The sequence below is a fragment of the Nostoc cf. commune SO-36 genome, assembly GCF_023734775.1.
In the GTDB taxonomy this organism is placed as follows: domain Bacteria; phylum Cyanobacteriota; class Cyanobacteriia; order Cyanobacteriales; family Nostocaceae; genus Nostoc; species Nostoc commune_A.
The window spans coordinates 41,359-66,922 of sequence record NZ_AP025734.1 but is presented as its reverse complement, the minus strand read 5'-3'; the positions used below and the strand labels follow the sequence as shown (position 1 = coordinate 66,922).

Sequence of the window (25,564 nt, the reverse complement as noted above, 5' to 3'; positions counted from 1 at the left end):
TAAATTTGCCCTTACTTAGGACACAGACGATAACCAACACCGTAAACAGTTTCAATAAAATCCTCTGAACTTCCTACCGCTCTGAGTTTCTTTCTTAAATTTGTAATGTGAGTTTTAACGGTTTCCTCCCCGGATAATTTATCAAACTCCCACAATTTATCTAAAATTGCAGAGCGAGTTAAAACTTGAGTAGGATTTTTCAAAAAACATTCCAATATCATGTATTCTTTATGTGTTAATGACAAAGGGTTGCTTGCATAAGTAACATTGCAATTACTAGGATCTAATTGTAAATCACCATGAATTAAGATTAATTGGCGAGTTTCTGGACTTCTCCGAGATAAAGCTCTAATTCGTGCTGCTAATTCTTCTAGTTCAAATGGTTTAACTAAATAATCATCTGCACCAGCATCAAGTCCAATTATTTTATCTGATGTTGTATCGCGTGCTGTCAACATCAAAATAAAAGCGTTGCAATTAGAAGCACGTAACCGTTTACAGAGAGTAATTCCATCTAAGCGCGGCAACATTAAATCTAATAAAATTAAATCATAATTACCTGCTTGGGAATATTCCCAACCTTCAATCCCATCACAAGCAATATCAACAGCATGATGCTGGTGTTTTAAATCTTCGGCTAAAGGTTTAGCGATGCGATCGTCATCTTCAACTATTAAGATTCTCATATTTTTATACTATTTATTTTGTATTTAACAAAAAATAGTCATCTGCCTGATTAAACGCATCACTCAATTGGGTGACGCACTTTTTTCTCGTTTCGCACAGAAAAGAATAGGACAACTGCCAGCAGGATAAAGGCGATCGCCGAAGCATAGCCCCTTGGCAGTGATAAACCACCATTTTTGATTGGTTTGGTAAGAAAATCTCCGAAGGTGGCTCCGAAGGGGCGTGTGAAGATGAACGCGAGCCAGAATAGGAGAACATCGCTCAACTTTGTTACGTAGTGAAGGGCGATGACAACACCAATGACGCTGGCCGTCGCGAATGCGCCCTGGATATAGCTTAGTCCTAAGTTGCTTGTCAGAAAATCACCAAAGGCCGTTCCCAAACTGTTTGAGAACAGAATCGCCAGCCAATAGGTTGTCTCTGCGTCTTTCCTTGCGATCGGATAAACGCTCAAATCCCGATCCCGGTAGTACCAGATGGCAAGAACGCTCAAGAGAGCGGCTACCAGGATAAGCGATCCTATTGCGTAGCCCAGCCCAAGAGATCGATCCATCAGGTCTGACACTTCGGTTCCAGCTGTGGTTGTCGCAATGATGGCTACCCAGTAAAGGGCTGGACGATATCTGTCGGATTGAATTTGAAAAAACAGGAAAATAGCAAGAATGGCGAACGTTATGGCAAAGGCTACGTAATACCCCAGTCCAAGAGACATTGAGATGAAGTCACCTGCGGTTTCGCCGAGTGTCGTGGCGATGATCTTCATAATCCAGAAGAAAATTGTAACTTTTGCAACTTTGTTCATTTCTTTTTCACAATAAAAATAGTAAGCAATCATAGTTCAGATGAGCATAGTCTGGTACAAACAACATCTGAACTTGCAGGCTCATCGTAGAGAGAAAAAGTCAAGAACTTGGAAAGATATGGCTGGCAATGAAGATTTTTACTCTCTACCTACTGATTTCCGTCTTCTGCCTTCAAATACCAGCAGTAATACGATCGCACTCAAAGCGAAAACACTTCCAGCGATGAAAGTTGCTTTTGGACTGATTGTTTGCCACAAAACACCTCCCAACAAACTAGCTGGTAAGAGCGCTACACCAGTAGCCAAATTAATTAACCCAAAAGCAGTACCTCGTAGATGGGACGGAACTCTATCTGCTACCAGTGCTAACAATATGCCCTGACTCATCCCCTGATGCAGCCCATACAGCCCAAAAAGTCCCCACACCTGCCAAGGAGCATCAACAAACGCAAAACCTAGATATGCTAAAGCATACACACAAAATCCACCCACTAATAGCCCCAATCTACCAATGCGGTCAGATAGCAATCCTACTGGATAGGCGCTGAGAGAGTAAGCTACATTCATTACAACCAGGGTAAGCGGTACTAGGGAAGCAGATATTCCAGCTTGCTGTGCTTGCAGCAATAAAAAAGCATCGCTAGAGTTACCAAGATTAAATAGTAGCGCAATTGCGACTAGCACCCAGTAGCTTTTACCTAAACTTTGCAAGGCAGACCACTGTAGAGGATTATTCTGCCTTTGACTGTTTATATTGCTGGGTTCTTGCACGCCCGTTGCCAAAAGAGCTACTGCTAAGATACCAGGAAGCAGCGCTAACCAGAAAACTAGACGAAAGTTCTGTCCTGAAAAAGACATCAACATAAATGCAACTAGTGGCCCAGTAAATGCGCCGATAGTGTCCAGAGACTGGCGTAAACCGTAGGCGGCTCCACGATTAGCGCTATCGGTAACATCTGCTACTATTGCATCGCGGGGAGCTACACGAATTCCTTTGCCAACGCGATCGCCAAAACGAGCCATCAATACCCAAGCAGGACTAGTTGCCAATGCGAATAAGGGTTTAACTAAGGTAGATAGCCCATAACCAACAACAGCCAATTTCTTACGCTGTCCTAAATAATCACTTAAGGCTCCTGAAAAAACTTTCAGTACAGAAGCAGTTGATTCTGCAATTCCCTCAATCCAGCCAACTGTCAGCAAATCTGCCCCTAATACCGAAACTAGAAATAGTGGCAACACTGAATGAATCATCTCAGAACTAATATCAGTTAACAAGCTGACAAATCCTAAAACCCAAACATTACGGGGGATGGTTTGAAAAGTTTTTGTTGTCACTGTTGCTGTTACCTTTGGGTTGATGACTGGTAATTCGGTGCTAAGAGAAAGCTGTAATTGTTAAATCACAATTAATTGCATTTCTCATCATCACACTTGACAATGAAATCCTATCGCCTCTGAAAAAGAGCAATTTTTACGGATGGCGCAGTGCTTGCAGTTGCTCCAACTGTTGTGTTTGTTCTTGCAGTCGAATAGCAAGGCGATCGCACACTAACTCACATAGCTCAAAAATTATCGGGTCAGTAATTTGGTAAAAAACACTGATTCCTTGTGGTTGACGAGTGACTATACCCGCTTGCATCAATACTTTCAAATGTTTGGAAACATTTGCTTGTCCCAGTCCGGTTTCTTGGATGATTTCTGTCACGTTTTTCGATCCTGACTTGAGACAACACAAAACTTGCAGCCGACTTACTTCTGACAAAACTTTAAAGTATTCAGCAACGGGAGCAAGAGCTTGAGGGGAAGATTCTAACATACAGACTTAAATATTACATCTTCTTATATGTAGTTACTACCATATTACCAGATAGTAATATGGTAGTAAGAGTTAAGAGATAAAACAGCAATGGAAAACGTCAAAAAGATTAACAATGAATTAACAGTAGCAGGACAGGTGACATCAGAGCAGTTACAGCAGGCGGTGAATGAAGGTTATAAATCTGTACTCAATCTGCGATCGCCTGATGAACAAGGTTTTATCAGCAATGAACAGCAACAAGCACAAGCTTTAGGGCTGCACTACGTCAACATTCCGGTCAAGCCGAACGAGATTAGCGATGAACTGACTACAGAGGTACTTGAGCAAATTGATCAGCTACCCAAACCCGCTTTAATTCATTGTGCCAGTACTATGCGTGCGGGTTTAATGGCATTTATGAACGTAGCGACGCGACAAGGAATGACACCAGAGCAAGTATTTGAGAAAGCTGCTGCGGCTGGCTTTGATTGTAGTGCTAATCCGCAGATGAAACAGTTCCTTGAACATTATGTTTCAACTCACTCCCAAGCAAATTGAAGTCTTGGCATTGTTGCAAGAGGAAACACTATGTTATTCAGACAGTTATTTGACAGAGAAAGCAGCACTTACACTTATTTACTTGCAGATCAACAAACTCAAGCAGCTATTTTGGTCGATCCGGTACTGGAGCAAGTTGAACGTGATTCAAAACTACTTACAGAATTAGGGTTATCTCTGCGTTACTGCTTAGAAACCCACATCCATGCAGATCATATTACAGGTACAGCCAAATTGCGGGAAATGACCGATTGTTTAGGGATTGTTCCCGATAAAGCTCAAGCCAGTTGTGCAGATCGGTACATTAAAGATGGAGAAATCTTACAATTGGCAAGCATAACAATTCAGGCGATCGCCACACCAGGTCATACAGATAGCCACATGGCGTATTTAGTTAATCAAGATCGAGTTTTAACTGGAGATGCCTTGTTTATTCGTGGCTGTGGACGAACCGACTTTCAAAGTGGTGATGCGGGAACTTTGTTTGAATCAGTGACACAAAAACTATTTACTTTATCAGATGAAACTTTGGTATATCCTGGGCATGACTATCGTGGACAGACAGTATCTACCATTGGCGAAGAAAAACGCTGGAATCCAAGATTTGTCGGGCGCGATCGCCAAAACTTCATTGAGTTCATGGGCAGTTTAGATTTACCTGAACCGCAAAAAATTATGGAAGCAGTTCCCGCCAATGAACGTTGCGGTAACTTACTTTTTACCCGTTAAAATCTTTTGCTCGATCCATTATGACGATTGCCTGGATATTAGGTCATTTTTTCGCCATTTGTATAGGCATCAGTTTAGGGTTAATTGGCGGCGGTGGCTCGGTTTTAGCAGTACCGATTTTAGTGTATGTCATGGGTGTGACACCGAAACCTGCGATCGCCATGACGCTTTTTATTGTGGGATGTGTAAGTCTGATTGGTGTCATCCCCCATTGGCAGCAAGGCAATGTAAATTTAAAAACCGCTTTCATGTTTGGCTCTGCCACAATGTTAGGAGCTTATGTAGGAGCGAAATTTGCGACATTACCTTTTATTACTGGCACAATCCAGATGATTCTGTTTGCCTTGATGATGCTATTGGCAGCAGGATTTATGATTAACAAAAATGCTAAACCAGTTCCAAAAGTTGCTGCGACTGATTTGGATTTAAGCTTATATTCCAAACCAATATGTAAATACTGTTGGCTTTGGATGCTGAGTGAAGGTTTAGGTGTAGGTTTATTAACTGGATTAGTTGGGGTTGGTGGCGGATTTGCGATTGTTCCTGCCTTAGTTTTGTTGGGAAATACACCGATGAAACAAGCGATCGGCACTTCTTTACTAATTATTGCAATGAATTCTGTTGCTGGACTGTTAGGCTATCTAGGACAGGTATCACTGAATTGGCATCTCATGGCTTCATTTACAATCGCTGCCAGCATCGGCACAATTAGTGGAGCTTATCTTTCTCAGTTTGTACAGCCTAGACAGTTGCAACGAGGATTTGGCTATTTGCTCATAGCAGTAGCAAGTTTTATTTTATTTCAAAATCGCAGCAAATTTTACTCCTCTCCTTCCCCAGCAGCACACAACATACAGCAAGAGCAACATTATCAGAATTCACGTTCTCATTTCGGTTACAAAAAAATCAGGAATTCTATTTGAATCATTGTTAACAAATTGCTAAACAGACAATATGCCAATGCGTTAAGCTATTATGCCTTTTTAGCTTCAGGGTTTCTTTCGCAAGCATGAAGACAAATATCGGCCATAGCTTTATTTTTAAACAATAACAGTAATTTATTAACCTTATCAATAGGCAAATCAAAAATTTTGATTTGTGGCTAAGTGGACGTTTGCGAGGGTAATTTAATTGTGAGGCTAAGAACCAGGACAGTAATCACAAATCGCTTGAGCAAACTAGCACGGACTCGCACAATTTGGGTATTTTTACTCACCATTTTGATTGTGATATCAATAACTATACCCAATTCAGTGAGAGCGCAAGATGAACGAGTAACAGTACGTCTAGATGGTCGTGCATTGTTCCGAGTAAGTGCAGTGGATAACACCAAGGCATCAGATCGTGCAAGGCAAATCGAACGACGGATGAATCGGTTATTAGAAAATCCAACAGCAATTTCTCCACCTCAGATTGAAACTTCCCAAGATAAGCAAAAGCGCGTTATTACTACTGCGGGAGTACCAATTGTTACTTTAACTACAACAGATGCTCAAGACAATTTAACAACTGTTGACGCGCTAGCTATCCAATGGTCACAGGCAATAGATGCTGCTCTTAAACGAGCAAGTCAACGCCGCCTTTCGCCTTGGGGGCGATTTGTAGCAGAAGTACAAGCATCAGTAGAGACTGCTTTTGGGCGACTGATAGAATCTGCTATCACAATTATTCCGCGTGCGATCGCTGCTATTTTAGTAATTGGTCTTTTCTGGGCAATAGCCACATTCATACGCTGGCTGATGCGAATTATCTTCCGCCACATTGTTGAAGATTTGACTGTTGAAAACCTAATTAAGCAGCTTGCATATTACGCCGTTTGGACACTCGGCTTGATAGTTGCCCTCGATGCTTTTGGCTTTGATCCCCAGGCTGTGGCGACTGGATTAGGATTAACTAGCCTTGCTTTGGGATTTGCCCTTAAGGATATCATCTCCAACTTTATTAGTGGTATGCTAATCCTTGTCTTACGTCCTTTTGAGTTGGGCGATCAAATTGTTGTTGGCGAAACCGAAGGAAACGTTGAGCGTATAGAATTGCGTGCTACCCAACTTCGTACATACGATGGTCGCGTGGTACTAATTCCTAATGCTGAAGTGTTTACTTCTCGGATCATTAACAACACAGCTGCACCTATCCGTCGTAGCAGTGTCGAACTATTCATTGGTTACGATAGCGACCTGCAACAAGTGGTTACTATTTTAAAAAATGCAGCCCAGGCAACACAAGAGGTACTTGATGAGCCGGGGGTTTCTGTGCGGATACGAGATTTAGGACAAGATGACATTGTAGTTGAAACCCGCTTTTGGACAGATTCGCGGCGTTCTGATTTTGTGGCTACGACATCAGCAGTTAGACAGGCGATAGTTGCTGCGTTGAAAAAAGCGAACATTGGATTACCAGACCCCGATGTAAGAATTTTAGTGCCGCGTCATCCGCAAAGGTGGCAAGCAGCATTCGGTTTAAAGGATAGTGACAGTGCTTCATCTTAACTCTCTGATAAGTTTTAACCAATATCTGATCGGAATATTATCAACAGCAGTTTAATGACTATGACGATGGTGAATGTCCCTAGTGTGAGGGTTACTGTGATAGATAATCGTCGTGTGTTCGTGAAGATGGTTGTGAGATTCGCCTACAAGTATTTCCTGATCGTGGTCATGCTGATGGTGTTCATCGTGGATGTGCTTATGTTCATGCACACTAGGATAGTGAAAATGTTCGTGTTCATGCGGTTGAGGTGAAAGGGTAATTTGCACTACCACTAGCAGCATCAAGCCCACTAAGCTACCGTAAAGAAACTCACGTTCAGCAAAGTTACTTCCCAACCAACCTGCAAGAGGATATGAGATTGCCCACCAAAGATGACTCCAGGCAAAGTGTGCGCCATAAACTCGTCCTTGTACAGCAGTTGGGATGCGGTCTGCAATCATTGTCTGGGTGGGTAAGTTCACTAAACTTTGCCCCGCACCCGCTACCAACCATAAAAGCATCAATACTGTTAAATTTGCGTAGTTAGCAGGCAATAAAGCCAATGTTATCAAAGTTGCACCAATCAAAACAAACGTTGTCCGTGGCAAACTTCTATTGAACGTACCAAAAACAACCGCACAGAGAGTTGCACCAATACCAAAAGCTGCCATCACCCAGCCATACTGCACTTCTCCCAATTGGAGTGTACCTTGGACGTAGCCGACAGTATTTACTAAGATTTGCGCTCCGGCAATCGATGCGACTAACTGCATCGCCAGCGCGTAACGAATAGGTGCATCTGTAAGCAGGCGAGTTGTACCGTCTTTAATGTCTCGCAATGTTTGGCGTGTTGTCCTGGAAGGCTGTTGATTTTGTGCAACGACGAGCTGACCTGGTAGGGTGAAGATTAAGACTGCCGCGATCGCAAAACTGAGAGCATCCAAATAGAAAACTTGTCTCGCACCAATGAAGGCGGCGACACTCCCAGCGATACCGGGGCCAAGTACACCAAGTAATTGAAAAGTAGCAGCCGAAAGCGCGATCGCGCCTGCACAGTCATTCTCACGCGTTACTAGTGGAATTGTGGCTTGGTAAGTTGGGGTAAAGAAAGCATTAAAGACGTTAAGTGCAAATATTAATACGTAGACTTGCCAAACCTGCGTCACAAAAGGCAACATACCCACAATTAACATTCTGAATATGTGGGTAACGACCATGATTTTCTTACGATCAAGGTGGTCTGCGATCGCACCTGCAAGGGGAGACAGCAACACAAAAGCAGTCACACGCAGAGTCAAAGCTACTGAAAGCACAACCGCAGCATTCTTTCCAGCTAACTCAAAAGCAAGCAGGGCTAAACCTACCCAAGTAAGTGCATCGCCCAATAAACTAGTGGTTTGAGCAGTGTACAGCCTTGCAAATACCGGATTTCTCAAGCTGCGAAAAAATGTCAAAGTATTCATTTATCATGGGGGATAGTTATACAAGTCTTTTATGTTGGTATTTTAACAGAAATGGGGGGAGGGGGCATATTTCTCAAAACTAGAAAATTGCCTTGTTAAGACCATTTTTACTCAAAAACTGCTTTTGGTACTTTGCCATCCTCTACAACTGATGTAGTGCGCTTAGGTAGCAAGAACTTACCAAACTTGGCATATAAAGCTGGTAAGACCATCAAAGTTAATGCCGTAGAAGTAAACAACCCACCTAACACCACTATTGAAAGTGGTTGTAAAATTTCCTTTCCAGGGCCACTTTCAACTACTAAAGGTGCTAATCCTAAAGCAGAGGTAAAAGCTGTCATCAAAATGGCATTCAAACGTTCCATCGACCCTTTAATCAGAACTTCTTTAAGTGGCATTTCTTCTGCAAATTTGGTGTTGTAATTATCCACAAGTAACAAACCATTCCGGGTAGCAACTCCAAATAAAGTGATAAAGCCAACCAAAGAAGCAATAGAAATAACGCCACCAGTCAAAGCTACTGAAAATACTCCCCCTACTAATGCCAAAGGCAAATTAATCATAATCATGGCAGTAGAGGGAATAGATTTGACAGAAAGGTACATAATTACTGTAATTGCGACAAAAGCTATAAGGCTCGAAATTAAGATATTCTGAGTTGCTCTTTCTTCTGCCTCAAATTGTCCCGCATACTGGATATAGTAACCAGAGGGTGGATGTACCTGTTGATTAACTTTGTCTCTAATTTCATTAACGATAGAGCGTAAATCTCTACCATTAGCGTTAGCAGAAACAACAATCAAGCGGGATACATTTTCTCTATTTATAGTATTAGGCCCAGTACCATTTTCAATTGTGGCAACCTGTGCTAAAGGAATTTTTTGTCCATTAGGAGTATCAACTAACAAATTGCGAATAGTATCTAGATTTTGCCGTGCATCTGGTTTTAACCACACAGCTAAATCGAAAGTTTGTTGTTTATCTAAAACTTGAGATACTACTCGTCCATTCAGAGCAGTTTCAATAATTTCGGAAAGTTTCCCTACTGTCAAACCATACCGTGAAGCAGCAGGCCGATTGAACTTAATTTGTATTTGTTCAATGGGTATTTGAGGTTCTAGTTGTAAATCTACAATCCCATTCACAGTTTTCATGACATCATCAACTTGCTGTCCAATCGTGCGAAGTTGTTCTAAGTCTGGTCCAAAAATTTGACTGCGATCGCACTCCTCACCCCAGACAACACCTCATCCATGCGGTGCGAGATAAAACCACCAATATTCGGTGCTACCCCTGGTAATTTAGCAAATTCCTCCCGTAACTTCTCAATCGTCCCTTTCCTGTCTTTCATTCCTGCGTCACTTAACTCAATATCCAAGTGTCCCAAATTTACCCCGGCTGCATCCCCATCTCCCGGCGCACGTCCAGAACGCAATTGCACATAGGGAAATCTAGAGTCCCCCTTGAGTGCGTGCTGAAGTGTTTCACCAGCTGCATTAGTAGCTTCCAGAGACACTCCCGGATAGAGAGTTAGGGTATTTACCAAAGTCTGCTCTTGAAACTCTGGTAAAAATATTCTGCCAAAAGAGGGGACAATTATAGTAGCAGCCACCAAACTAGCGATCGCAGCACCTATAACAATTTCAGAACGCTTCAGAGAAAATGTTAATAAAGGATGGTAAAGTCGCTTAAAAAATCTCGCAACCCAAGGTTCTGTTTCTGGCAAGCGACCATAAGGCAGTAAAATTGCACATAAAGCCGGAGTCACTGTCAATGCCGTTATACTGGAAGCTATAACAGCTGCCATATAGCCTAATCCCATTGGGATAAAAATGCTGCCTTCTACACCAGCTAAAGCAAATATTGGAGAGAAGACAACTATAGTAATGATGGTAGCTCCAAATACCGAATCGCGTACCTCTTGACAACCCTCAAATACTACTTCTAAAACTGGACGCGGGTTGGGGGAATATTTATTTTCTCGCAGGTTACGGTAAACGTTTTCAGCATCAACAATCGCATCATCAACTGCTGAACCAATTGCTACTGCCAACCCTCCTAACGTCATGGTATTTAAACCTTGTCCCAACCAATTTAGTAATAGTACTCCTAATAATAAAGATAAAGGAAGGGCAGTTAAACAAATAGCTAGGTTGCGCCAATTCATGAGAAAAGGAATTAGAATTAAAGCAACAATAATGCTCCCTTCTATTAAAGCCTCTCGAACATTTTCAATGGAAGAATCAATATAGTTTTCTTGACGAAAGGTTGGCGTAACTGTGATATCTTTAGGTAATCCTGCTTGAATCTCTGACATTGCCACTTCTATGGCACGGGTGACAGTAGGAGTATCGGCTTGAGGCTGTTTATTAATCATCACAACAACTGCCTTTTGACCGTTAAAACTGCCATCACCCCGTTTAATAGCTGCACCAATTTGCACGTCAGCGATATCTGAAATTTTGACAGGCGTACCATTGCGAGCAGTTATCACTGATTGCTGTAATTCTTCAATAGATTCAATCCGCCCAATCCCCCTAATTAATTTTTCTCGGTCAGGAGTAATTAAATAGCCACCAGGAGCATTTACATTGGCAGCTTTGGCTGCTTGCTCTACGTCTTCTAAAGTGACATTAAAGGCTTTTAATTTTTCTGGATCAACTAACACTTGATATTGGCGAACATCACCACCATAGGCGACAACCTGACTAACACCAGGGACTGCTAAAAGACGATTTGTTACTTGCCAATCAACAATGCGTCGCACTTCCATTAAAGGAGTATTTTCTGATGTAAAAGCATATTGTAGTACAGTCCCAATCGGTGAGCTTGTCGGGGAAATTTGCGGAGTTTCTACACCTGATGGCAACTTACTTTGAGCTTGTTGCAATCGCTCTGTTACCAGCTGGCGAGCTTGATAAATATCAGTGTCCCAGTTAAAAATGACTTTAACGACAGAAATTCCCGCAGCTGAAGATGAGCGTACTGCTGTTACTCCGGGAGTACCGTTAATCGCACTTTCAATTGGTAAAGTTACCAGGGATTCTAATTCCTCGGGGGCGAGTCCTGGTGCTTCAGTTTGAATTTCAACTTGGGGTGGCGCAAAGTTAGGGAAAACATCCAAAGGCATTTGGATAATCGTCCGAAATATCCAAATTGTCAGAATAATTGTACCTAAAATAACTAACCAACGGCGAGCGATCGCCCACTTAATGATGGCACTGAGCATCTTTATTGTTGAGTATTTTTACTAATGATTATGACCTTTGATTCTTCATGAGGCGCATGATGGTTATCATCTGAGTTTGTAGAACCATTAATAGAATCTTCTGGTACATCATAGACAAGTTCTGCCCCGACTGGAACTAGTTGAGGCTTGCTGCGACGACCGGCCATGAAACCTACAGCAGCTATTGCAACTCCTCCACCTGCTCCTAGCAACCACAACGGTACTGGTAAGCTGGGCGTTTTAACTTCAGTCGCTTGTGCAGGAGCTTCTTTTGTCTGGTCTGTTGGCTTAGTACCACCCCGTAATGATTGTGCATAAAGTTGTGGTGCACGCACAGTGACAATCATATCTCCCTCAAATAAGCCACTCTTGACCTCAACCATATCTCCAGAGGTCTGACCTAATGTGACTTCAACTGTTTGGTAAGCATTACCATTCTGCACGTAAACAACTTTCTTACCATTGGCGTCAACCACTGCTGAGGTAGGAATAGCTGAGATAGCAGAGGAAGTTTGCTCTGTCAAAACTTCTAACTCTGCGAACATTCCGGGTTTGAGTTCCCCAAGAGAGTTATTCACCTCTGCTTGTACTGCTACAACTCTTGTTTCTCCTTCTACCACTGTACCAATCCGGGAAATTCGTCCAGAAAAAGTACGCTCAGGCATACTGGGTACTTTTAGAGTCACCCTTTGACCATTTTTAACTTTACTTAAATCTTTTTCATAAATGTTAGCTGTGGCAAAAAGCCGACTATCATTGACAATCGTCATCAATTTGCCACCGGCATCATTAAAAGTTTGACCAATAGTAACTTCTCTATCAGCAACCTTGCCAGAGATAGGGGCGGTTACTGTTATTAGTCCCTTAGCATTAGGAAGGTTTCCCAGTTGAGCAAGTCGAGTTTGATAACTAGTATTACTGCGATTAATATTTGACTTTGCTAGTTGAACTGATGCTTGGGCGCGTTTGAGTTGATTTTCTGCTCCAATAACTTCCCGACGGCTATTAGCTTTGGTGAATTCGGCTTTTGCTTGTGCTAGCTGAGTTTGGGATTCCAGAGCATTGCGTCGAGGTAAAGCGCCAGCATCAGCTAACTGTTTGTCTTTATTGTATTTTTCTTGAGCAAAGTCAACTTGACTCTGTGCTTGAGCGATTTCAGAGGTCGCTATTTGTTGATATCTTTGATAATTTTGTTGAGCCAGTCTCAAGTCAGCTTGGGCTTGCTGTAAATCAGATTGACCTTGTGCTAATTTGTCCTGAGATTCTACACGCAATGTTACTAAATCTGGACTAGTAACAACAGCAACAGGTTGACCTTTTATTACTGATGCACCAGGTTCTACCAATAATTCAACTACTTTCGCCCCTTGAATTGGGGTAGTCACTTCTACTTTTTGGCTAGGAAGAGTTTCAATTTGTCCAGTAGTTTTGATGCCAACAGCTAACCGTTTACGTTGGACTGGCTCGACTTTAATGCCTAGCCGTTTAGCCGTGTCGGTATCAACTTGAATAAAATTATTAGTTGAAGTGGCTTCGCTTCCTCCTTGAAATTCGTCTCCGTGTCCGCCATGAGCCAGAACAATTGTGGGACTTGTTAGTAACAGCAGGCTCAGGAATGTGCCAGAAACACAACCAATAGCTATAGGTATTTGGGAGCGCAGAGAGTTAGACATCGCGTTTGAAAAGTCCTTAAGTATGGAGCGTCAGGAATTGCGAGTGGTCATTTCTTGAAAAATTGCTCCTCTTGGTGAGGAAGTTCAAGTCTTGGCGGTGAGGCAGTCCGGTCTTCTCCCAAAGGGAGAGGCTAGCGCCAAGGGGTCTCCCCAAGTAGAGGAACTGCCGAACCCGTAAGGGTTCCCGTCGAGTTGAAACTTCCGTTAGCGACGTTCGCGTAGCGTCTCGCAGAGAAGGAGCGTCACCCGAAGGGGCTTTGCCCTTGGCGATAGCCTCTCCCTTTGGGAGAAGAACGCATTTTTCACAAAGTGCTTTTGAATTTTAAAAATACACTCTTCTACTAGTCTTTCATTGAGAAATGAAATTAGGATGAAATCAAGCTTTGACCACTCTCAAAATTACTTGAGACTCAACGGGAGCAGCTGCACTCACTTGTTATACCAGGCTTTTCGCCACTGTTTCAATTGGTTAATCTCTGCTTGCTGTGAATCAATGATACTTTGAGCTAATTTCTTGATTTCAGGACGCTTAGATTTGCTCAATGCATCTTGAGCCATTGTAATTGCACTTTCATGATGGGGAATCATTGCAGTTATGAACCGCAAGTCGAACTCAGCATCGGCGGCTCCTAAGTCCATATTCATCATCATGCCTTGCATCTGTTTTTGAGGCATTGGGACTGTTTTACCTGTTTTCGCATCAAAAGCGACCGGGGTACTGCTTGCTCTGGGATACCAAGCTGTGCGCCATTGTTTCAACTGGGCAATTTCTTTATCTTGATCTCTGATAATTTCCGAAGCCAGCTTTTTGATTTCAGGACGTTTTGATTTCTCCTGTGCAACCTTCGCCATCTCCACTGCTCCTTGATGGTGCGGAGTCATGGCATCAATAAACCGCAAATCATAATTAGCATCGGCTGAACCTAAATCCATTGCCATGTTGTGGTTCATCATGCCACCACTATGATTCATCATACTACCGTCGTGATTCATCGGTTGCTTGTCGCTACTATCAGTAGCGGTAGTAGTAGGGTTTGATACTTGGTTTTGGGAAGCGGGTGTAGAACACGCTGTCAGCACACTACTGGTAAAAGAGGCGATCGCTACTAAGGTCAATGACAAAAAGCTGTTTTTCAGAGTAGGAAGTTGCATGGTGATTATCTAAATATTTCCTGATTTCATTTTAAAATCTCTAGTTAACTAGAGAGTTAACCCTTTAGGTCATTTATTTTTTGCTCAGGTAATAAAATCACCCAGGCAACTGGTTGCTTACAATGCAACTATTGTACTTACTACATAGTTTGACAGCCGAAGATGAAATCAGGATGAAATTAAAGGTTGCGGCTCTTAGCATCCCCTCTGAAATAAATTGAACTTTCCCAACGACCGCCAATGAGTAATAGTATTGTCTAGACAGATACCCCAATCCATGTTTGTTCAATTTATTTTTGTTTAACCTCTCAGCAAAGACTAAGTACAAATAAATAGAATGCTGCATTCTACACTACAGTATTCTAGTTATTTTGTGACACCTGGCTTTAGTTTGCCTAGTTAACTCCAGAGTTCAAAATATGGCAAATAATCATGTTATGGAAGTAAGGTATTTAAAATAATTTGCGTTTGTAGAAAATATAAGGAAATCTAATATGATCAAGCTGAAATTATTGATTGGAGGAATAGTATTCATCCCGCTAGTCGCAGTCCTATGCGACTTTGGTTTCGGAAGATTTTGGTTTTCAGAGCGCTTAGACTCTCAGACATTGGGCAAAAAAACAGAACAACTCAGTGCCAACGCAGTGAGCAATCAGCATGGTTCGGCATCCAATAAAGCCAGTGTTGCACAAGTAAACAGCCACATCTTTACAGTCCCTAACGAGTTTCAGGGAAAAATCATTCAGCAGGCACAGCTGAGTAAACCAGACAAAGTTATTGCACTGACTTTTGATGATGGCCCCGCACCTAAATACACACAACAGGTGTTGCAAATCCTGAAGGAACAAAATATTACGGCCTGCTGCTGTACTGCACTCGCCTTTATGAGGGCCAGAAACAATTGTTATACATTGATTGGGATGACGGCTGAGATCGGAAAAATGCTTCCCACCATAAAGTAAAGTATAAGGGTTAGAATCTAGAGCTTCACTGGCAGTAATAGTTCGCATTAATGCGCGAATGTAAGGATCGCCTCCTCTCATTACTAAAGGTGGAGTGTATTCAGGAATGGTAGAGGTTTTGCGAGTGCTCAATCCTTGCCAAACTACAATTAAGAAAACTATAGACAATATTCCAACAATTATCGCTCGCCACTTAAACTTCCCTTTTTTTAGCAAGAGAACTTTAACTAAATCTAAAGAATATATTTTATCACTACTTATCTTGGTAAGTTGGTGAAACACTGCTAGCAAAAATTTCCTATTTTTTGACATATACTTTTTGGTAATTTTTATAATTTACTTTTTAATATGTTGATAAACACAACTAGAGAAATCATCCTTGAATCTTAATAAATATACTGATAACTAACCCTTTATAGTGCAACCTGATAGCCAACTTGTTTTTTCAAAAATAAAACATGAGTCCTATATAGCGGTTCCCGACCTGGTGAGGTACGTTTTAAACGCTACGAACCTTGGTAAAAAAGATTTGGAAAGATTTGGGTGTACCTCAGTTGCTTAGGAAACGCTATAAAATTTTAAGTTAACAATCTATATTATTCAAACATCTTGTACCATTGAGCATTTATATATTTATACACCTTACTAAAATGATTAAAGTTCATTATAAATAAACAAATCTTTGCTATTAATTATATATGTTTTTATTTAATTAAAAACTCAGGGCAAAATCTTATTCAAAAAATAATCAAATATCTATACATATCAAGATGAAATTAAGATGAAATCATTATCAGCCGGTGGAAATAAATTATAATCATGCCATTAGGAAGATGAAGCTTACACTTAGAACCTCTTAAATTGAGGCGAGAAAGTTTTGTCATCAGATGTATATGGCATAGCATAAATTATTTAATCTTGTGCTTGGCTTGGTAGAAGCTGATAGCACATAGACACAACAGCGGCTATGAGGCGAGGCAGATTAACAACCGCATAGACACAATGCTAAACAATCAATAAAAGGAAAAGAAAGGAAAGGAAAGGAGGAAAAATGGCTAATATCGGTTTATTTTTCGGCACTCAAACAGGTACTACTCAGACGGAAGCAGAAATAATTCAAAAGGAATTTGGTGGAGAAGACATAGTAAATTTAAATGATATTTCACAAGCAGAGCCAAATGATTTTAATGATTACACTTATATCATCATTGGTTGTCCAACCTGGAATATTGGGGAGTTACAAAGTGATTGGCAAAATTTCTATGATGAGCTAGATAACATTGACTTTAGTGGTAAAAAAGTTGCTTATTTCGGAGCAGGCGATCAGGTTGGTTATCCTGATAGCTTTCAAGATGCAATAGGTATTTTGTCAGAAAAAATTTCAGCCCAAGGGGGCGAAACTGTTGGCTATTGGTCTACAGATGGTTATGAATTTAGTGAGTCTAAAGCCGTCCGTAATGGTAAATTTGTAGGTCTAGCGCTTGATGAAGATAATCAATCTGATTTGACGAATGAACGAATTAAAGCTTGGGTTGCCCAACTTAAGCAAGAGTTTGGTTTATAGAGGAGTGCAAAGTCTTACCCTAAAAACGCGCAGTTGAGAACTAGAACTGTTGCTCAGTCAAGCTTCCTTAAATCAGGTAACGTTGATAATCATTACTAAGCCACCTCCACCTTCCACCTCAACGTTATCGTTTGTTGCGTGATGGGCAATGTGACAGTGTAGCAACCACTTACCCTTCTCACGAGCTGTCCAAATTACGTCGTAGCGTTCACCGGGAGCTACATTGATAGTATCTTTTTCAATTTGGGCAACGGCGGGTAGGGGATTACCGTCTGTTTCAATAATTTTGAATGGGCCACCATGAATATGCATTGGGTGGATAAAGGCATTATTTGAGCCGATAAAGCGGAAGCGGATTTTTTGACCAATTTTGGCGTTGATTGTTTCGGTAGAGGGATAAGCTTTACCATTAATCGTGAAGAAGTTAGGCATTAGCCCTTCCATCGGCATTGCAGGGAAGGTGTAGCCTTGCTTTACTGTCCACTCCTGAAGCTGAACCACAAAGTCTTGATCGTAGGCAGGAGTTTTTGGTTTATTCTTGGGATCGATGATTAACGCACCGTACATCCCTAAAGTTTGCTGGCGGTCTACATCTTTGTGAGAGTGATAAAAGTAAGTGCCTGCTTGCTTAACAGTAAACTCGTAGATATAGCTTGCACCAGGTGCAATTGGCTTTTGGGTAACATCGGCTGGCCCGTCCATATTGTTGGGTAAAATCATGCCATGCCAATGTACTGTGGTTGGTTCTGGTAAGTTGTTCTTGACTACAATCCGGATGCGATCGCCTTCAGTAACTCGAATCCGCGGCCCTGGAACTTGACGGTTGAAAGCATAAGCAGCTACCTGAACATTTGGTAATATATTCCACTTGATCAAAGAAACATCAAGGTTGAAGACCTTCACACCATTCTCTAGCTTAGGTGTTAGAGTCTCATCCCCTCGTGCATCAACGGGTGCAGTATAGGCTATTTTTGTCAAGTCTACTGCTGCCATATCTTCCATTGCTTCCATGCTCATATCAGAGGTCATAATCATCCCTGGGGGCATGACTAAACCATTCATCTGAGTGACGCTACTCATGGGTGCAGGCGGTAGCGATGATAGTGGAGTTGGAGATTTCGTGCCACCCATATTCATTCCGGGCATATTTTGATTGGTAGCAGGCTGAGATAAAGGGGAGTTTTGAGCAATAGAATTAGGTGAATTTTGACTTCCTCCTAAGCGGGGCATTAAAAACACTAATCCCAGAGTTAGTGCTAATAGAACTATCCATACAATTGATTTAGAGCGCATATTTACCTTTGAATCTATAGCAAGCCAGTTCTTCAAAAGTCTATTCTATTAACAAGTTTTAGCTGGATATACTCTTGTTATTAGCAAAAATTAGCGGAGGCTGAAAAATTCTTCCGCTGCTGAAGGATGAATACCAATTGTTGCATCAAAATCTTTTTTAGTGATCCCTGTCCGAATAGCAAGTCCAAGACATTGAATAATCTCAGCAGCGTACTCACCGACCATATGAGCGCCGATTACCCTGTCTGATTTACTATCAACTACTAATTTAATAAGAGTTTTCTGTTCCGGTTCAGCAATGGTGTCAAAAAGAGGTTGAAACCTTTGAGAATAGCAGCGGATCGATTCCCCAAATTTTTCGCGTGCTTCAGCTTCGGTCAAACCAACCGTAGCAGCTTCAGGTTGAGAAGAAAGTGCTGAGGGAATGCACTCTAAATTCACAGTTCGAGGTTTATTCCCAAACACAGTATCGGCAAAGGCACGACCTGTGGCAATAGCAACGGGAGTCCAATGGGGTCGATTTGTGCAATCTCCGACAGCAAAAATATTGGACTGGTTAGTACAGCTATATTCATCTACTGGAATCGCTCCTTGTTTAACTTGAACACCTGCTTTTTCTAAATCAAGACCACTTAAATTAGGAACTCGACCTATGGCGCAAATAACAGTGTTTACAGTTATAGTATCTTGCTTATTTCCTAATAAACTCAAACGCAGACAATCTTGAACTTTTTCAATTTTTTCAACAACAGTATTGCAAAAAACTTGAATGCCATTGTTCATCATCCCTTCTTGAACTGTAGTCCTAATATCTTCATCTTGATCTGGTAAAATCCGGTCTTCAGGCACTATTAAAGTGACTTTTGAAATCAAACCATTCAGGCTTCCAGCAAACTTCACAGCTATCTGGTCACTACCAATAATGGAAATATGCTCCGGTTGCTGCTTGATTTCAAACATCTGACGTGTAGTGATAGCATATTCAATTCCTGGAATTTCGGGTTTTACAGCTTCTCCACCTACAGCAATCAAAATTTTACTAGCAGTAATCTGGCGTCCTCCAACATCCAAAGTATGAGAATCTAAAAATTTTGCCTCTCCGTAAACTAGGTTTACCCCTGCTTCTTGAAGATGCTGAATATGCAATTTGTTCAGATGTTGGATTGCTCGGTCTTTAGCTATCATAAATTTATGCCAGTCAATGCGATCATTAACTTTATCCCAACCATATTCGTCAGCATCTTCAAAAACGTGAGAAAAACTAGCAGCATATGCCATCAGTTTCTCAGGAATACAGCCATGAATTACACATGTGCCACCTACCTGGTCGCGTTCGGAAATTAACACATGAGCACCATGAGCAGCAGATTGTCTAGCGGCAGAAATACCTCCAGGCCCTGCACCAATTACAAAGAGGTCATAATCAAAGCTCATAAATTATTAACTGGGTTTTTAAGAACACTATATTTCCCTATATTTTTAGCTTTCCACACAGTGATGAAATTAATATGAAATCCTTGAAATTTTAATTAAAAAATAGTTAGGCATACTCAAATGAAATCAGCATGAAATTCTCTTATGTCATTAGTAATAAATATTTTTTATGCCATTAGGTAGACGCAAGCACATTAGTAATTTTTTAATGTGAGGGCGCAGAGGCATAAATACTGCCTCGTGTGAAATTGATGACTTGAAATCGGAGGTATAATTATGACGACAACCCAATCTCACCAATCCTTGCTTGAAACTTGCATACAGGCTTGCTTTGATTGCCTGCGCGATTGCGAAAACTGTGCCGATGCCTGCTTAAGTGGCAACATGGTACAGATGATGGCTCAATGCATTAAGCTGTGTCGAGACTGTGCTGATACTTGCGCTCTCTGCGCCCGTTTCATGTCTCGCAATTCTGCTCTCCATGCTCAGATGTGTGGAATCTGTGCAGAAGCTTGCGATCGCTGCGCCAGTGAATGTGAAAAACACGATAGCGACCACTGCAAACGCTGTGCCGCATCTTGCCGTCGCTGCGCCGAGTCTTGTCGCCAAATGGCTACAGCTATGGCGTAAGTCTCTGTAATCGCTGACTGCTACGTTGCAATTTATTGTGCAGTAGTCAGCGATCGCTATTTGAATAAAAGAAATCTCTAGCTTGCTTCTTAGTTAGTATTACATAAACATTGGGTAAAAATATTACCTAGCAATATTTTCTAAAATAGAAATTATTCTTGAATATTGAAATTATATTCGAGTAAAATATGAGATTAAAATTCCTTATATGCACTCAAGTTAGCTGTCATAATTTTTAGATAAACCGTAATTACCCGGACATTTCCAAACTTGTCCTGCTTGTAAAACACAACTTATTGAACAAGCATTTGTCGAACTATTGGAGGATAATAAATACGAGGAATCACTTGCTATTAACTACAATACATTCTGTGTCAGGGTTGAAATTAACGCTGACGCAAGAAAATATTTTTCAGTCGTGGTCAAAAATCTCAGAAAAGAGATACTTAACAAACAGAAATATATTCCCAATGAAGAGAAACAACTATTTGAAAGCAATGAAACACACATTAGCGATCGCTAAGTGTCCCTCCCTCATCTTTGTCAAAGCGAGATTCGATATTTACCGAGCAATTTCAACCCAAATCCACGCTAACAGGGTTTTCGATCTCATATACCCCAATGGGCATCCAAATCATCTCCATCTGTAAAATTCAGCCATCACGTCTCATTTTCTTGAAACGCCAACTCCAACGAAAATGGTAGACACCCAGGATTGGCATCTGCCCACTCGTTGGCTTCTGCAATTAGAGTTTTGTTACCTGAATCAAGATAAAATTGCATTTTGGCACTCTGCTCAAGTCTTTCGCGTTCTTTGCCTCCAATCAAGCATCGCGCAATCAGGCAATACTTTCTAGCTACACGCTTGGCGTGGGATGCTGCTTGGAGTCGCAACTTAGTTAGGTTCTTCAATTCTGACAAAGCAAGAGTTGCATCTGGTTGGGTTAAAGGTGTACTTTGCTCCCTAACTTCGGCTTTTTGTGAAGTTTCAGGCGGCACAATTGCAGGTGTAGGCGCAGTCAGAGGAATAGTGACAGAATTGATTAATAAGTTTTTGTTATTGTAATTTTCAGAGGCGCTGCGGCTAGAAAGGTATTTGAAATCCTTATCTGAATCACTTTCATTAACATTTTCAGCTAATTGTATAATGTTTGAATCAACTAATGAATTATCAGAATTATTCAAACTTGAAGTTAAAGACAAATCTTGTGGCTGTAATAAATTCAATTCTTCGGAATTAATATTAATTTCCTCAGGTTCATGTTGTACCTGTGATACAAACAATTCCCCTTGAGACTCAGCAACTTCTTTAAAACTTGCTACTGCCTGCTGCCCTGTAGGGGCATCGGCAGCAGGCAGTAAGCAGTTACAAAAAACCTTCATATAAGAAGAATGACCGTAATTCTCTATTTGATAAGGGTTTTCACAATTTTGTTTTGCAAACGAGTTTTGAAGGCTATTCAATTGACCGTTCTTGTTTGATTGATAAGGGTTTGAGCTATTTTCTGCCCAAGGATCTAAGATGTAGCGCGTAGGATGCCACAAATGTAAGTGCTTTTGTAGTGTCTCTTGTGAGATAGTTTTGTGAAAGCGACGCTTGTACTCAGCACGTATTGCTTTTGCCCGTTCAGTAGCCCCTGCTGGCAAGCCTCTATCCCACTCTATTGCTCTTACCACTATCTGGATGCGTCGTTGGGCTTGTTGGCTGCTTTCCCAGTTCTTTTGCTGGCGACGGTCAAATGGGATTACGTTGTCTTTGGGTTTATGGATGCTCTTAATGCCTGCTATGGTTTCTGCAAAGGTGTTGGCGAATGTACCCAACAGCCTTTCGGGATAACTAATGTAGGCGCTGTACCATTTGTTGCGAATTGTGGATTCTACCCAATGCCGCACTCTCGCTTCGATTTCGTGTTGGTGTCGGCAATATTGGCTGTAGCCTGGGGCGTTAATTGCGGTAGTTAGGCAAAATTCGACTAATTTATCACTCTCTAAGTCTAAAAAGACGATTCCGTAGCCTACAAAGATTTGTAGGAGGGTGTTGGTTTGTCCTTTTCCTGTCCAGCCTGTGGTAATGATTTCTTCCCAGTTAGCACGCCACTCTACAACGTCACTCGACTCTTGTTTACGATATCTCTCTCGGGTAATTTGTTTTTTGGCTTTGTTTGCTACCCGTTTTAGTTTGGTTAAATCTTGCCGACTTGCGGCGCGATCGCAATGATCCAGGAAGATGGAAACTGAGTCACTAATTGGTTGTAGGTCATCATTAAGTATAAATGACCCGCTACCCGGTTGCATGGGGCAACGAATGGCTTTGTAGTTGGTTATTTGTTTGGCACTATAGGGTTTGGTGTTGGGGAAGATTTCTAGGTGTCCTTGGCGCAGTATAAAGCCTGCATTTCTCAAGGTAATTTCTAGGGCGCAGGCTAGGGTAAAGGTGGGCAGGGGGGAAGTAAAGCTTAGGATTAGGTGATAGCCGCCACTAAAGCTGGACTGGAGGATGATGATATCGACTATGCCGATGTCCTCTAGCGCTGCTTTGATGCGATTTATGGATTCAATGTTATGGTAGTCGCCTAAGAAGTCTAAATCAATTGTGGCGTAACGGGTTGTATCGTTGAAGCGCAGACCTACTAGTTTCGACTTGTCTTGGTGCAGTTTCCACAGTTGGGAGGGTTGGAGGTAATAATCGATGGTGTGCCATGCTGGTTTTGCACCTTCTGCTTGATTGGGGGCAATTATCGCCCCAAATGGATGCCAAAAACGCTCTACGTAGCGTTTGCCCACGGATTCTGCGGGCAGGTGGGGTTTGATTTTCTTTTTTGAAGGCTGTGAAAGGCTTAATTGGGGCTTGTTCTCGACATCTGCCCCGAAATTTTCTTGGTACATGAGTGACTGTCCTGATGATTTTTGTGCATCAGGTAGCCTCGCTGTTGGTCAAAATGTGTTAGCCTAAATTTGAATTTTTTTATTTTCAAGCGTTGGTTATTCGCTTGTTGGAGGCGACTGGTAATCGTCTCATGGTTGAAAGCAAACAGAGGTTTATACTTGTTTAGGCTTAGACATACGTAGGCTTAGGCTAAGATTTAGTCCAACACGCTTCACCAACAACAATGCGGCTACCCAACTTTTTTTTGATAGTTATCTTTAGGGGGCGCTTCTAGCGAAGTTCTCACTAAATCTAGAAAGGGATAACACTGCAAAGCTAGCAACACCTAAAAGTGTCACCGTACATTGGCTTTTGTTAGTACAAGTAGTGAAGATGAAATTACTCATACTCCACCACCGAGTTTAAAAACAAAAACCAGTCAAACATCTTTATACGAATTCAGCATCCACAAAAGTGAACTCGTATTGCAATTAGTATTGAGATGCTAATCTAGTAAGTAATGTTGAATTGCGGGATAATTTCTCTGCTAGATTAACTGCTGGCAGCTACCTATGCAGCACGAATATTCTCCTTGTTTCTATTTGTAGATACTTCCATTGTTTTCATTTGAGTCTTATAATCCTCCCAAGTTTTTTCAAATACGTCAGACTCATACATCCGCAATAAAACCTCCTCTTTATCAGTTAAATTCGGAAGTTTCAATAACTCCGCCAAAGACACCTGAACTGGGAAAACATCACTAAACTTTTGCATTAAGTGAAATATTCTCTTCCTTTGTGACGCAGATGGTTCATCCTGCAATTCTGCATCAATTTGTCGCGGACGTAGATTCACAATTTCTAGGTTCATATTCACTAAATTCCTCAATCCAAACACAACAAACTCATTAGTTATACCAATAACCCGTCCCACAATTTCCAACTCGGGCCGCAGTCTCTTCTTGAATTGATATACTTGGTCAAGCTGGAAACGTCGAAACGGATTGCGATCGCCACTCCGTATCCAAGCAATACCATCGCCTATACTACCTATCTCATCTGCCTCCAGAAGGTCTATTACCTGATAGCAGATATCTTGATTGCAAACAAACTTGTACGCTGCATCAATACTCCGGTTAAATTCCATCTCCAGTGCAACAACTGCCTTAAATTTTTCCAGTTCTCGTAATTGAGAAATCAACTCAAATACTTTTTTCCCCTTGTGATAACTGCCAACACTTATATTTAGATTCTCTGAAACCTCCTGAATCACTCGCTTGCCCTTCAATAATTGAGAGTTACTTTCATTTATCGAATGATTCAAATTTGAATCATTCGATAGATTCAAACGACGAGCGCTTTCCCTCTGTCTTTCTTTCGCTTGGGGACGAAGTACGCTCTCCCAGTACTGCCCCTCGTAAAATTTCTGGTAATGAGTCTTCCCGCCTTCCCGGTGCAGATTAAAGTCAAGCACTAGTTTCAAATCTTCTGACGGCGAGCCAGACTCGACAAATTCCACTTTCACAGTGGAAATCCCTAACTGGCGAGCTATCTGCAAGCGACACTTACCTGCCAAGACGACATTTACACCACTACGTGCAGATACCTTCAAAGATTCAAGAATCCCTTTTTCAGAGATACTTTTTTCTAAAGCCGGACGTTCCTCATTCTCACCATATATTTCTATCAGCTTCGGATGAACAACCAACTCCGCAGGAGATATATATACAATTGCCGGATTCTGCACCTCAAACATTATTGATACTCCGGGTCACAAATTGTCACTCAAAAGATAAGTTCAATCTTGAAAAACCTAAGCAGAAAACAGAAAAATATTAACCAGTAAAACTTGTAGCACTTTCATCCCTTGAAAAAAGTGACAAGTTTAAAAAATAATTAAATCTTGTAAATAGCAAAGGATTAACTACCAGAAAAACTCAAGGGAGAGAATTTTCTCGCGCAGTCAACTATTATTCCCAACCCATTGAAAACCAATACGACTGAAGAGATATTTAACGCACTGGTATTTGGAAAAAAGCATCTATCTAAAGATAGATTTGTAAAATTGGGTAAATTCATGATATGATGGCTCTAGATAACAGATAACTAAATTGACAAAACAAAGTTCCGTCCTGTTTTAGTAACAGGTGGGCTTGCTTTTTCCTCAAAGCCCTGTTTGCAGCAGGGCTTTGAGTGAATCTTTAGGAAAAATGAACTCTACAAAAAAAGTATATCAGGCTTCATTCGATTTGG

The 25,564-nt window shown here is 41.4% G+C and carries 19 protein-coding genes and 2 pseudogenes; 8 read left to right on the top strand and 13 right to left on the bottom strand.

What is annotated here, in order from left to right; genetic code table 11:
• Nucleotides 1–11 precede the first annotated feature (11 nt).
• From ANSO36C_RS32380 to ANSO36C_RS32365, 4 genes are all read right to left on the bottom strand, one after another.
• Nucleotides 12–686: a response regulator transcription factor gene (locus ANSO36C_RS32380; RefSeq protein ID WP_251960904.1), complete on the bottom strand. Its 675-nt coding sequence runs from the start codon at nucleotides 684–686 to the stop codon at nucleotides 12–14.
• Nucleotides 687–745: 59 nt separating this feature from the next.
• Nucleotides 746–1,489, bottom strand: a complete 744-nt coding sequence (locus ANSO36C_RS32375; protein ID WP_251960940.1) for a COG4705 family protein — start codon at nucleotides 1,487–1,489, stop codon at nucleotides 746–748.
• A gap of 138 nt (nucleotides 1,490–1,627) precedes the next feature.
• Nucleotides 1,628–2,827 carry an MFS transporter gene (locus ANSO36C_RS32370; RefSeq protein ID WP_251960903.1) on the bottom strand — a complete coding sequence of 400 codons (1,200 nt, stop codon included), beginning with the start codon at nucleotides 2,825–2,827 and terminating at the stop codon, nucleotides 1,628–1,630.
• A 136-nt stretch (nucleotides 2,828–2,963) separates the two neighbouring features.
• Nucleotides 2,964–3,308 (bottom strand): ArsR/SmtB family transcription factor, encoded by a 345-nt coding sequence (locus ANSO36C_RS32365; RefSeq protein ID WP_251960902.1) that lies wholly within the window; start codon nucleotides 3,306–3,308, stop codon nucleotides 2,964–2,966.
• Nucleotides 3,309–3,398: 90 nt separating this feature from the next.
• Here ANSO36C_RS32365 and ANSO36C_RS32360 point away from each other — a divergent pair, with 90 nt between their 5' ends.
• From ANSO36C_RS32360 to ANSO36C_RS32345, 4 genes are all read left to right on the top strand, one after another.
• A complete protein-coding gene (locus tag ANSO36C_RS32360; protein ID WP_251960901.1) occupies nucleotides 3,399–3,848 on the top strand; it encodes a protein tyrosine phosphatase family protein in 450 nt (149 codons plus the stop codon).
• Nucleotides 3,849–3,878: 30 nt separating this feature from the next.
• A complete protein-coding gene (locus ANSO36C_RS32355) occupies nucleotides 3,879–4,577 on the top strand; it encodes an MBL fold metallo-hydrolase (protein ID WP_251960900.1) in 699 nt (232 codons plus the stop codon).
• Between the two features lie 20 nt (nucleotides 4,578–4,597).
• Complete coding sequence (locus ANSO36C_RS32350) at nucleotides 4,598–5,500, top strand: sulfite exporter TauE/SafE family protein (protein ID WP_251960899.1); 903 nt, start codon at nucleotides 4,598–4,600, stop codon at nucleotides 5,498–5,500.
• Nucleotides 5,501–5,746: 246 nt separating this feature from the next.
• On the top strand, nucleotides 5,747–7,066 hold the full coding sequence (locus tag ANSO36C_RS32345) for a mechanosensitive ion channel family protein (RefSeq protein WP_251960898.1): 1,320 nt from the start codon (nucleotides 5,747–5,749) through the stop codon (nucleotides 7,064–7,066).
• A gap of 51 nt (nucleotides 7,067–7,117) precedes the next feature.
• On the opposite strand, the gene ANSO36C_RS32340 is transcribed toward ANSO36C_RS32345, so the two are convergent.
• The 4 genes and pseudogenes from ANSO36C_RS32340 to ANSO36C_RS32325 all read right to left on the bottom strand — a co-directional run bounded on the left by ANSO36C_RS32340 (nucleotide 7,118) and on the right by ANSO36C_RS32325 (nucleotide 14,563).
• Complete coding sequence (locus ANSO36C_RS32340; protein ID WP_251960897.1) at nucleotides 7,118–8,509, bottom strand: MFS transporter; 1,392 nt, start codon at nucleotides 8,507–8,509, stop codon at nucleotides 7,118–7,120.
• 107 nt (nucleotides 8,510–8,616) lie between these two features.
• Nucleotides 8,617–11,738: pseudogene (locus ANSO36C_RS32335) on the bottom strand (efflux RND transporter permease subunit).
• A 2-nt stretch (nucleotides 11,739–11,740) separates the two neighbouring features.
• Nucleotides 11,741–13,411 carry an efflux RND transporter periplasmic adaptor subunit gene (locus tag ANSO36C_RS32330; protein ID WP_251960896.1) on the bottom strand — a complete coding sequence of 557 codons (1,671 nt, stop codon included), beginning with the start codon at nucleotides 13,409–13,411 and terminating at the stop codon, nucleotides 11,741–11,743.
• A 429-nt stretch (nucleotides 13,412–13,840) separates the two neighbouring features.
• Nucleotides 13,841–14,563: a DUF305 domain-containing protein gene (locus ANSO36C_RS32325; RefSeq protein ID WP_251960895.1), complete on the bottom strand. Its 723-nt coding sequence runs from the start codon at nucleotides 14,561–14,563 to the stop codon at nucleotides 13,841–13,843.
• Between the two features lie 494 nt (nucleotides 14,564–15,057).
• Between ANSO36C_RS32325 and ANSO36C_RS34640 the strand changes: the two genes are divergently transcribed.
• Nucleotides 15,058–15,525 carry a polysaccharide deacetylase family protein gene (locus tag ANSO36C_RS34640; protein ID WP_323374642.1) on the top strand — a complete coding sequence of 156 codons (468 nt, stop codon included), beginning with the start codon at nucleotides 15,058–15,060 and terminating at the stop codon, nucleotides 15,523–15,525.
• Here the strand turns inward: ANSO36C_RS34640 and ANSO36C_RS32315 are convergent.
• Nucleotides 15,418–15,837, bottom strand: a pseudogene (locus ANSO36C_RS32315) (muramidase); the annotation flags it as partial. The gene ANSO36C_RS34640 and the pseudogene ANSO36C_RS32315 overlap by 108 nt on opposite strands.
• 739 nt (nucleotides 15,838–16,576) lie before the next feature.
• Between ANSO36C_RS32315 and fldA the strand changes: the two are divergent.
• Nucleotides 16,577–17,089, top strand: coding sequence for a flavodoxin FldA (gene fldA / locus ANSO36C_RS32310; RefSeq protein ID WP_251960894.1), 513 nt, complete (start codon nucleotides 16,577–16,579; stop codon nucleotides 17,087–17,089).
• A 72-nt stretch (nucleotides 17,090–17,161) separates the two neighbouring features.
• Here the strand turns inward: fldA and ANSO36C_RS32305 are convergent, their stop codons facing one another.
• Nucleotides 17,162–18,382 carry a multicopper oxidase family protein gene (locus ANSO36C_RS32305; protein WP_251960893.1) on the bottom strand — a complete coding sequence of 407 codons (1,221 nt, stop codon included), beginning with the start codon at nucleotides 18,380–18,382 and terminating at the stop codon, nucleotides 17,162–17,164.
• Nucleotides 18,383–18,472: 90 nt separating this feature from the next.
• A complete protein-coding gene (gene gorA / locus ANSO36C_RS32300; protein ID WP_251960892.1) occupies nucleotides 18,473–19,816 on the bottom strand; it encodes a glutathione-disulfide reductase in 1,344 nt (447 codons plus the stop codon).
• 276 nt (nucleotides 19,817–20,092) lie between these two features.
• Here gorA and ANSO36C_RS32295 point away from each other — a divergent pair, with 276 nt between their 5' ends.
• Nucleotides 20,093–20,446 carry a four-helix bundle copper-binding protein gene (locus tag ANSO36C_RS32295; protein WP_251960891.1) on the top strand — a complete coding sequence of 118 codons (354 nt, stop codon included), beginning with the start codon at nucleotides 20,093–20,095 and terminating at the stop codon, nucleotides 20,444–20,446.
• 497 nt (nucleotides 20,447–20,943) lie between these two features.
• A complete protein-coding gene (locus tag ANSO36C_RS32290; RefSeq protein ID WP_251960890.1) occupies nucleotides 20,944–21,096 on the top strand; it encodes a hypothetical protein in 153 nt (50 codons plus the stop codon).
• Between the two features lie 10 nt (nucleotides 21,097–21,106).
• Here the strand turns inward: ANSO36C_RS32290 and ANSO36C_RS32285 are convergent, their stop codons facing one another.
• Together ANSO36C_RS32285 and ANSO36C_RS32280 are read right to left on the bottom strand one after the other, a co-directional pair.
• Nucleotides 21,107–23,332 carry a hypothetical protein gene (locus ANSO36C_RS32285; RefSeq protein WP_251960889.1) on the bottom strand — a complete coding sequence of 742 codons (2,226 nt, stop codon included), beginning with the start codon at nucleotides 23,330–23,332 and terminating at the stop codon, nucleotides 21,107–21,109.
• 550 nt (nucleotides 23,333–23,882) lie between these two features.
• Nucleotides 23,883–25,067 (bottom strand): ParB N-terminal domain-containing protein, encoded by a 1,185-nt coding sequence (locus ANSO36C_RS32280; RefSeq protein WP_251960888.1) that lies wholly within the window; start codon nucleotides 25,065–25,067, stop codon nucleotides 23,883–23,885.
• Nucleotides 25,068–25,564: the final 497 nt, after the last annotated feature.